Genomic DNA, 8,350 nt, shown 5'->3' with positions numbered 1-8,350 from the left:
GAGTGGCAGCCCATCGAGTGGGAAGCGGCATTCAATCTGGTCGCCGAACGCCTCGCCGCCATTCAGGAACGTCACGGGCAAAACGCCGTGGCGGTCTATCAAGGCAACCCCAGCGTGCACAATTACGGGCTGATGACCCACAGCAATTACTTCCTCGGCCTGCTGAAAACCCGCAACCGGTTTTCCGCCACCTCGGTCGATCAATTACCCCATCACCTGACCAGTCATTTGATGTACGGCCACGGGTTGTTGCTGCCTATTGCGGACATCGATCACACCGATTTCATGCTGATCCTGGGCGGCAACCCACTGGCTTCGAACGGCAGCATCATGACCGTGCCGGATGTGGAAAAACGCTTGAAGGCGATACAGGCCCGGGGTGGCAAGGTGGTGGTGGTCGACCCGCGCCGTAGTGAAACGGCGGCAATTGCCGATCAGCATCTGTTCGTGCGCCCGGGCGGTGATGCTGCGCTGTTGTTCGGGCTGCTCAATACCTTGTTCGCTGAAGGTCTGACCCGCGACAGCCATCTGCCGGTAGACGGTCTGGAGGACGTGCGGGATGCCGTCGCGCGGTTCACCGCCGAAGCCATGAGCCCGTTGTGCGCCGTACCGGCCGAACAGATCCGCCAATTGGCGCGGGACTTTGCCGCGGCACCGAGTGCAGTCTGCTATGGCCGCATGGGCGTCTCGACCCAGGCCTTCGGTACGCTGTGCCACTGGGTGGTGCAGTTGATCAACCTGGTCACCGGCAACCTCGATCGCGTGGGGGGCGCCTTGTGCACCGAGCCGGCGGTGGACCTGGTGGCGTCGACCTCTGGCGGGCATTTCAATCTGTGGCAGAGCCGGGTTTCCGGGCGCCCGGAATACGCCGGAGAGTTACCGGTGTCGGCGCTGGCCGAAGAGATGCTCACCGAAGGGGTAGGGCAAGTCCGGGCGCTGATCACTGTGGCAGGCAATCCGGTGCTGTCCACGCCCAATGGCCGAAAGCTCGAGCAGGCGCTGGACGGACTGGAGTTCATGGTCAGTATCGACCTGTACATCAATGAAACCACGCGTTACGCCGACCTGATCCTGCCATCCACATCGGCACTGGAAAACGACCATTACGACACCACCTTCAACCTGTTTGCGGTGCGCAACGTCAGCCGTTTCAACCGCGCAATCCTTGCCAAACCCGAAGGTGCATTGCACGACTGGGAGATTTTCGTCGGGCTGGCCAAGGCATTTGCCGCCAGGACCGGCAAAGAATTGAAGCCCACCATCACCCCGGCGCAAATGATCGATCGCGGCCTGCGCATGGGGATGTACGGCGACACGTCAGAGCACAAGCTGTCGCTGGCGACCTTGTTCGATCACCCCCATGGCGTTGATCTGGGAGCGCTCAAGCCTAACCTGGCACCACGCCTGAAGACCGCCAATCAACGCATCCAGGCTGCTCCTGTGGTGATTCTTGCGGACCTGGCGCGCTTCGCAGTCTTGCAGCCACCGGCCGCCGATGAGTTGTTGATGATTGGCCGCCGGCATGTGCGCAGCAACAACTCATGGATGCATAATTATCATCGGTTGGTGAAGGGCAAGCCGCGTCATCAGTTACTGATGCATCCGGACGACCTGGCCAGTCGCGGGCTCAGTGACGGGCAACGTGTGCGAGTCAGTTCACGGGTGGGTGTGATTGAGGTCGAAGTGCTTGGCAGTCTGGACATGATGAAGGGCGTGGTCAGCCTGCCTCATGGCTGGGGCCATGCGCGGCCGGGCGTGCAAATGTCGATTGCCAGCAGTCAGCCGGGCTCGAGCGCCAACGACCTGACTGACGAATGCCGGCTTGACGAACTGTCGGGAAATGCCGCGCTCAATGGCGTGCCGGTGACAGTTTCGGCGGCTTGAATCAGACTGACGGAGAGACCGAGCAGGGCGCTCGGCTTTCCGTTACAATGCGCCACCGTGCCGACCCATGAGTCGGAAAGTTCAGCCGAGGTGCTCCATGGATATCATCGAAACGATTAAAGAGCAGATTGCCAACAACACCATTCTGCTTTACATGAAAGGCTCGCCGAATGCCCCGCAGTGCGGCTTCTCTGCGAAGGCCGCGCAGGCCGTGATGGCGTGTGGCGAAAAGTTTGCGTACGTGGACATCCTGCAGAACCCGGAAATCCGCGCCAACCTGCCAAAATACGCCAACTGGCCAACCTTCCCACAGCTGTGGGTCGCCGGTGAGCTGGTCGGCGGTAGCGACATCATGACTGAGATGGCTGCTGACGGTTCGCTGGAGAAACTGATCAAGGAAGCCGCCGCCAAGGCCGCTGCCAAGACTGAAGCCTGACTGGCACCTGTAGGAGCGAGCTTGCTCGCGAAAAAACCAAAGCCCCGCTGGGTATCTGGTTTTACGCGTTAACGTTCGCGATTCTCGCGAGCAAGCTCGCTCCTACATCCGGGCAATAAAAAGCCCCGCTCCTCGAAAGAGGGCGGGGCTTTTTAATGCATCGAGATTAACGACGTAGAACTTACTCGTCGTCGCCCATCTGCGATTGCAGATAGTTCTCGAGTCCGATTTTTTCGATCAGGCCCAACTGGGTTTCCAGCCAGTCAATATGTTCTTCTTCGGACTCGAGGATATCTTCAAGCAGCTCACGGCTACCGAAGTCGCCAACTGTTTCGCAATGAGCGATAGCCACTTTGAGATCAGCGTGACCGATGCGTTCGATACGCAGGTCGCACTCGAGCATTTCCTTGGTGTGTTCGCCGATGTGCAGCTTGCCCAGGTCCTGGACGTTCGGCAGGCCTTCAAGGAACAGAATGCGCTTGATCAGCTTGTCCGCGTGCTTCATCTCGTCGATGGATTCGTGGTACTCGTGCTTGCCGAGCTTGTTCAGGCCCCAATCTTCATACATGCGCGCATGCAGGAAGTATTGATTGATCGCGACCAGCTCATTGGCGAGGATCTTGTTGAGATGCTGGATGACTGTAACGTCGCCTTTCATGATGGGGTCCTGCCCTTTATTAGCTGTCAATAGGGCAGAGTTTGAGCTGCGTATTTAAGAGTGTCAAACCTAAGTTATTGAAACTTAAATGAAAATTAATCGGAATAAGAATGTTTGTGTTCCGCGTCTAGAGCATAACTAGTTGATTTTGAGACATAAAAAAACCGGACATATGTCCGGTTCTTTGAAATTCGATATTTAAGCCGCGGTAAATTCCGCTGGAAAAGGAATTGCAGCCTGAGCCGTTTGCAGTTTGGTCAGGGTCTCGCGGACCACTTCCTTGGCGAGGCAGGCACATTTGCCGCATTGACTGGCAACGCCGGTGGCCACTCGGACTTCCTTGTAGCTGCAGCATCCTTCATAGATCGCATCGCGGATTTGACCGTCGGTGACGCCAGTGCAGAGGCAAACATACATAAGGAAGGACCGTCGCTGATTGTGACTCAATTGCGATGGATCTTAATGTTAACGAGAATGATTGTCAAAGTGGTTTCAGTGCACTTTCCGTCATAAACGGGGATGGCTGACGAACGGTCTGTCTGGCGAATCGGTGATACAAAACCGATGAGGATTTCATCGTACCGGGAAAAAACAGCTAATCCAGCTCAAACACGCGGTGTATGATGACCGGTCTTTTGCGACCGGGGATCGTGTCACAGGGCTGTCGCCTCAGGGTGGCAGGCTGATACGAACCCTGTTTCTCACGCTATTACACCAGGAGATATCCAATGAGCGTACTCGTAGGCAAACAAGCCCCTGACTTCACCGTACCGGCCGTACTCGGCAATGGCGAGATCGTTGACAGCTTCACCCTGTCTTCGGCGATCAAAGGCAAATACGGCCTGGTGTTCTTCTACCCACTGGACTTCACCTTCGTTTGCCCGTCCGAGCTGATCGCTCTGGACAACCGCATGTCCGAGTTCAAGGCGCGTAACGTTGAAGTGGTCGCTGTGTCGATCGACTCGCACTTCACCCACAACGCCTGGCGCAACACCCCGGTCAACAATGGCGGTATCGGCGAAGTTCGCTACACCATGGCTGCCGACATCAAGCAGGAAATCATGAAAGCCTATGACGTTCAGTCCGCTGACGGCGTGGCTTTCCGTGGCGCGTTCCTGATCGACAACAAAGGCGTTGTCCGTTCGCAGATCATCAACGACCTGCCGCTGGGCCGTAACATGGAAGAGCTGCTGCGTCTGGTCGACGCTCTGCAATTCCACGAAGAGCACGGCGAAGTCTGCCCTGCCAACTGGAAAAAAGGCGACAAAGGCATGAACGCTTCGCCAGAAGGCGTTGCGGCTTACCTGACCGAGCACGCTGCTGCTCTGTAAGGCGCACGCTCCAGCTATAAAAAGCAGGTACAAAAAAACCGGCCTTCGAGGCCGGTTTTTTTATGGGCGGGATTTCTGGTCACTGTAGGAGCGAGCCTGCTCCGGGCGGCGTTCCGACGATGGTCGTCAACGATGACGCTGGGAGCCTGACACCCCGCAGTGTTCTCTAGTCCATCGCGAGCAGGCTCGCTCCCACAAAGAGCCAACAGCATCAATCGTCGAAATCTTCCCAACCGCCCATTTGCTTCCAGCGATTGACGATGCCGCAGAACAGTTCAGCGGTCTTCTCGGTGTCGTAACGGGCCGAGTGAGCCTCGCGACCATCGAAGTCGATGTCCGCTGCCTGGCAAGCCTTGGCCAGCACGGTTTGACCGTAGGCCAGGCCCGCGAGCGTTGCGGTATCGAAACTGGAGAACGGATGGAACGGATTGCGCTTCATGTCCAGGCGCGCAACCGCTGCATTCAGGAAGCCCAGGTCGAAGCTGCTGTTATGCCCGACCAGGATCGCCCGTTTGCAACCATTGGCCTTGAGGGCCTTGCGCACGCCGCGGAAGATATCGTTCAGGGCAGACTCTTCACTCACGGCCATGCGCAGCGGGTGATCGAGCTTGATCCCGGTGAACTCCAGGGCGGCCGCTTCGATGTTCGCGCCTTCGAACGGCTCGACACGGAAAAAGTAGGTGTGATCCGGGTAAACAAAACCCTTTTCATCCATGGCGATGGTGGTCGCGGCGATCTCCAGCAGGGCATCGGTGGCTGAGTTGAAGCCACCGGTTTCTACGTCGACGACAACTGGCAGGTAACCACGGAACCTGGCAGCCATTGKATGACGAGGACCGCCTCCGCCGCCATTGCCTTCCAGTTCGTCGTCGAAATGGTCTTCACTCACGCGTGTTCCTCCAGCAGGCGCCAGCGCAGTTTTTCACCGGCGCGCAGCGGGATAACGGTCAGCTCGCCAAATGGCAGGCTGGTCGGGGCGGTCCATTCTTCGCGGACCAGGGTGATGCGATCGGTGTTGGCCGGCAGACCATAGAACCGCGGGCCGTTGAGGCTGGCGAAGGCTTCGAGCTTGTCCAGCGCGTTGCGCTGTTCAAAGGCTTCGGCATACATCTCGATGGCAGCAAAGGCTGTGTAGCAACCGGCGCAGCCGCAGGCCGCTTCCTTGGCGTGCTGGGCGTGGGGCGCCGAGTCGGTGCCGAGGAAGAACTTGTCGCTGCCGCTGGTGGCGGCGTCGAGCAGGGCTTCCTGGTGCGTATTGCGCTTGAGGATCGGCAGGCAATAAAAGTGCGGCCGAATCCCGCCCACCAGCATGTGGTTGCGGTTGTACAGCAGGTGGTGAGCCGTGATGGTCGCGCCGACGTTGGCCGAAGCCGAGTTGACGAACTGCACGGCGTCCGCGGTGGTGATGTGTTCGAACACCACTTTGAGGGTCGGGAAACGCTCGACCACACGACGCATGTGCTCGTCGATGAAGATTTTTTCGCGATCGAAAACGTCGACATCGCCTCGGGTGACTTCACCGTGGATCAACAACGGCATCCCGACTTCGGCCATGGCCTCGAGTGCAGGAAAGATCTTGTCGATGCTGGTGACGCCAGAATCCGAGTTGGTAGTCGCGCCGGCCGGGTACAGCTTGGCGGCGTGAATGAATCCGCTGGCCTTGGCCTCGCGAATTTCTTCGGGCTGGGTGCGGTCGGTCAGGTACAGGACCATCAGTGGCTCGAACAGGCTGCCGGCCGGGCGGGCAGCGAGAATCCGCTGGCGATAGCCGTCGGCTTCGGCCGCGTTGCGCACTGGTGGAACCAGGTTGGGCATGATGATCGCGCGGCCAAAGGTGCGCGCGACATCCGCGACGGTATTGGTCAACACGGCACCATCTCGAAGATGAATGTGCCAGTCGTCGGGACGCAGCAGGGTCAGGCGGTCGGACATGAGGGGATTCCAGGCGGGTCAAACTCAAGGGAATGCTACCGGAAAAGACTCTTGCAGGCACTCGCTATCAAGTTTTGCAGGAAGCTTCCGATATCCAACAGGTATGCCGTAAACATGTGTGTGTCGGTCTTTTTGTTGTAGAAGCCAGTGGAGCCTCCCGTGCGCCAGCGTTATTTAGCCTTGCTCAGTGTGTTTGCCAGCCTTCCCGCGATGGCGCTCACTTTCCAGACTCGTCTGGAGAGCATTGAGTGGACGGTCGAAGGTGACAAGTTCGAATGCCGMCTGGCTCAGCCGATTACCGACTTCGGTTCGGGCGAGTTCGTGCGCAAGGCCGGTGAGCAGGCAACGTTTCGTCTGAAAGCCTATAACCCGATGATGGGCGGGGGCTCGGCGACCTTGCTGGCCGCTGCGGCACCGTGGCAACCGGGGCGTGACGATATCAACCTGGGAACGGTGAGAATCGGCAGCGGCAACGTGTTGTTCAACAGTTCACAGGTTCAGGCCGGGCGCCTGATCAGCGGACTGATGGACGGTCGCAGCCCGGTGGTTCGCCATTCTTCGGGGGATGGCCGGGTGTCGGAAGTGCGCTTGCTGCCGGTCAGGTTCACCAAGGCGTTTGCCGATTATCAAAGCTGCGTGGCCAAACTGTTGCCGCAGAACTTCGAACAGGTGAAGCGATCCGAAATCGGCTTCCCCGGCGGCGGAATCGAACTCGACAGCGCCGCGAAGGCCAAGTTGCAGGTGATGCTGGAGTACATGAAGGCCGATCCGACGGTCAATCACATCGAACTCGACGGTCACTCCGACAACAGCGGCAACCGCCTGACCAACCGCGACCTGTCGCGGCGCCGAGCCCTGGCAGTGATGGATTTCTTCAAGGCCAACGGCATCCAGGAGTCGCAAATCACTGTGCGTTTCCATGGCGAACGTTATCCGTTGGCGCCTAATACCAGCAACACCAACCGTGCGAAGAACCGTCGGGTAGCGGTACGCCTGGAGCGCGGAGCACCTACGGAACAAGTCGCTCCACAAGCGACGAAAGCGGCCATCTCGGCAACTTCCTGACTCTCCGGTCATCGTCGCGCTCTCGACAGAATCTGTCGCTTCGTCGTCATAAGCTGTCGCGCCACTGTAAATTATTCTGCATGAGCGGTAGACTTCCCGGCTTTCCGTAGAATCCCGTGGAGTGATGGCATGGCGGACGTAAACAAGGTCGTTCTGGCGTATTCCGGCGGCCTGGACACTTCGGTGATCCTCAAGTGGCTGCAGGATACTTATAACTGTGAAGTGGTGACCTTCACCGCTGACCTGGGTCAGGGCGAAGAGGTCGAACCGGCACGCGCCAAGGCTCAGGCCATGGGCGTCAAAGAGATCTACATCGATGACTTGCGCGAAGAGTTCGTGCGCGATTTCRTTTTCCCGATGTTCCGCGCCAACACCGTTTACGAGGGCGAGTACCTGCTGGGTACTTCCATCGCTCGTCCGCTGATCGCCAAGCGCCTGATCGAAATCGCCAACGAAACCGGCGCTGACGCCATTTCCCATGGCGCCACCGGCAAGGGTAACGACCAGGTTCGATTCGAACTCGGTGCCTACGCCTTGAAGCCAGGTGTGAAAGTGATTGCCCCTTGGCGCGAATGGGACCTGCTGTCCCGTGAAAAGCTGATGGATTACGCCGATAAGCACGCGATCCCGATCGAACGCCACGGCAAGAAGAAATCCCCGTACTCCATGGATGCCAACCTGCTGCACATCTCCTATGAAGGCGGCGTGCTGGAAGACACCTGGACCGAGCACGAAGAAGACATGTGGCGCTGGACCGTTTCCCCGGAAAACGCTCCAGACAAGCCGCAGTACCTGGAACTGACCTACCGCAACGGCGACATCGTCGCGCTGGACGGCGTCGAAATGACTCCGGCCACCGTGTTGGCAACGCTGAACCGTATCGGTGGCGAACATGGTATCGGCCGTCTCGACATCGTCGAGAACCGCTATGTGGGCATGAAGTCCCGCGGCTGCTACGAAACCCCGGGCGGCACCATCATGCTGCGTGCCCACCGTGCGATCGAATCGATCACCCTGGACCGCGAAGTGGCGCACCTCAAATAC

General features: G+C 58.6%; 9 protein-coding genes. 5 read left to right on the top strand and 4 right to left on the bottom strand.

The window, feature by feature from the left end; genetic code table 11:
- Both ACXRVY_RS11470 and grxD read left to right on the top strand, forming a co-directional pair.
- Positions 1-1,884, top strand: a 1,884-nt coding sequence (locus tag ACXRVY_RS11470) for a molybdopterin oxidoreductase family protein (RefSeq protein WP_458237423.1), incomplete at its 5' end; no start/stop codon positions are given.
- A 97-nt stretch (positions 1,885-1,981) separates the two neighbouring features.
- On the top strand, positions 1,982-2,320 hold the full coding sequence (grxD, locus tag ACXRVY_RS11465; protein ID WP_223459939.1) for a Grx4 family monothiol glutaredoxin: 339 nt from the start codon (positions 1,982-1,984) through the stop codon (positions 2,318-2,320).
- Between the two features lie 181 nt (positions 2,321-2,501).
- On the opposite strand, the gene bfr is transcribed toward grxD, so the two are convergent.
- Both bfr and ACXRVY_RS11455 read right to left on the bottom strand, forming a co-directional pair.
- Positions 2,502-2,978: a bacterioferritin gene (gene bfr, locus ACXRVY_RS11460; protein ID WP_223459941.1), complete on the bottom strand. Its 477-nt coding sequence runs from the start codon at positions 2,976-2,978 to the stop codon at positions 2,502-2,504.
- A gap of 198 nt (positions 2,979-3,176) precedes the next feature.
- Positions 3,177-3,395, bottom strand: coding sequence for a bacterioferritin-associated ferredoxin (locus ACXRVY_RS11455; RefSeq protein ID WP_008053520.1), 219 nt, complete (start codon positions 3,393-3,395; stop codon positions 3,177-3,179).
- Positions 3,396-3,706: 311 nt separating this feature from the next.
- Here ACXRVY_RS11455 and ACXRVY_RS11450 point away from each other — a divergent pair, with 311 nt between their 5' ends.
- The gene (locus tag ACXRVY_RS11450; RefSeq protein ID WP_093226492.1) at positions 3,707-4,309 is read left to right on the top strand and encodes a peroxiredoxin; all 603 of its coding nucleotides are present in this window, start codon (positions 3,707-3,709) and stop codon (positions 4,307-4,309) included.
- Positions 4,310-4,520: 211 nt separating this feature from the next.
- Here ACXRVY_RS11450 and rnt read toward each other — a convergent pair whose 3' ends face one another.
- Both rnt and pyrC read right to left on the bottom strand, forming a co-directional pair.
- Complete coding sequence (rnt, locus tag ACXRVY_RS11445) at positions 4,521-5,198, bottom strand: ribonuclease T (protein ID WP_458237422.1); 678 nt, start codon at positions 5,196-5,198, stop codon at positions 4,521-4,523.
- On the bottom strand, positions 5,195-6,241 hold the full coding sequence (gene pyrC, locus ACXRVY_RS11440; protein WP_223459944.1) for a dihydroorotase: 1,047 nt from the start codon (positions 6,239-6,241) through the stop codon (positions 5,195-5,197). The genes rnt and pyrC overlap by 4 nt, the downstream gene beginning before the upstream one ends.
- Before the next feature lie 159 nt (positions 6,242-6,400).
- Between pyrC and ACXRVY_RS11435 the strand changes: the two genes are divergently transcribed.
- Positions 6,401-7,306 carry a flagellar protein MotY gene (locus ACXRVY_RS11435; RefSeq protein ID WP_223459946.1) on the top strand — a complete coding sequence of 302 codons (906 nt, stop codon included), beginning with the start codon at positions 6,401-6,403 and terminating at the stop codon, positions 7,304-7,306.
- Between the two features lie 129 nt (positions 7,307-7,435).
- Positions 7,436-8,350, top strand: a 915-nt coding sequence (locus ACXRVY_RS11430; protein WP_458237421.1) for an argininosuccinate synthase, incomplete at its 3' end; no start/stop codon positions are given.

It is taken from the genome of Pseudomonas sp. P5_A2_2, assembly GCF_054177685.1.
The sequence above is the reverse complement of the archived record's forward strand: the minus strand, read 5'-3'. Positions and strand labels throughout refer to the sequence as shown.

Bases quoted from the DNA above. Each gene is read 5' to 3' on its own strand.
- bfr (WP_223459941.1), bottom strand. From the start codon at position 2,978: ATGAAAGGCGACGTTACAGTCATCCAGCATCTCAACAAGATCCTCGCC.
- pyrC (WP_223459944.1), bottom strand. From the start codon at position 6,241: ATGTCCGACCGCCTGACCCTGCTGCGTCCCGACGACTGGCACATTCAT.
- ACXRVY_RS11455 (WP_008053520.1), bottom strand. From the start codon at position 3,395: ATGTATGTTTGCCTCTGCACTGGCGTCACCGACGGTCAAATCCGCGAT.
- grxD (WP_223459939.1), top strand. From the start codon at position 1,982: ATGGATATCATCGAAACGATTAAAGAGCAGATTGCCAACAACACCATT.
- ACXRVY_RS11450 (WP_093226492.1), top strand. From the start codon at position 3,707: ATGAGCGTACTCGTAGGCAAACAAGCCCCTGACTTCACCGTACCGGCC.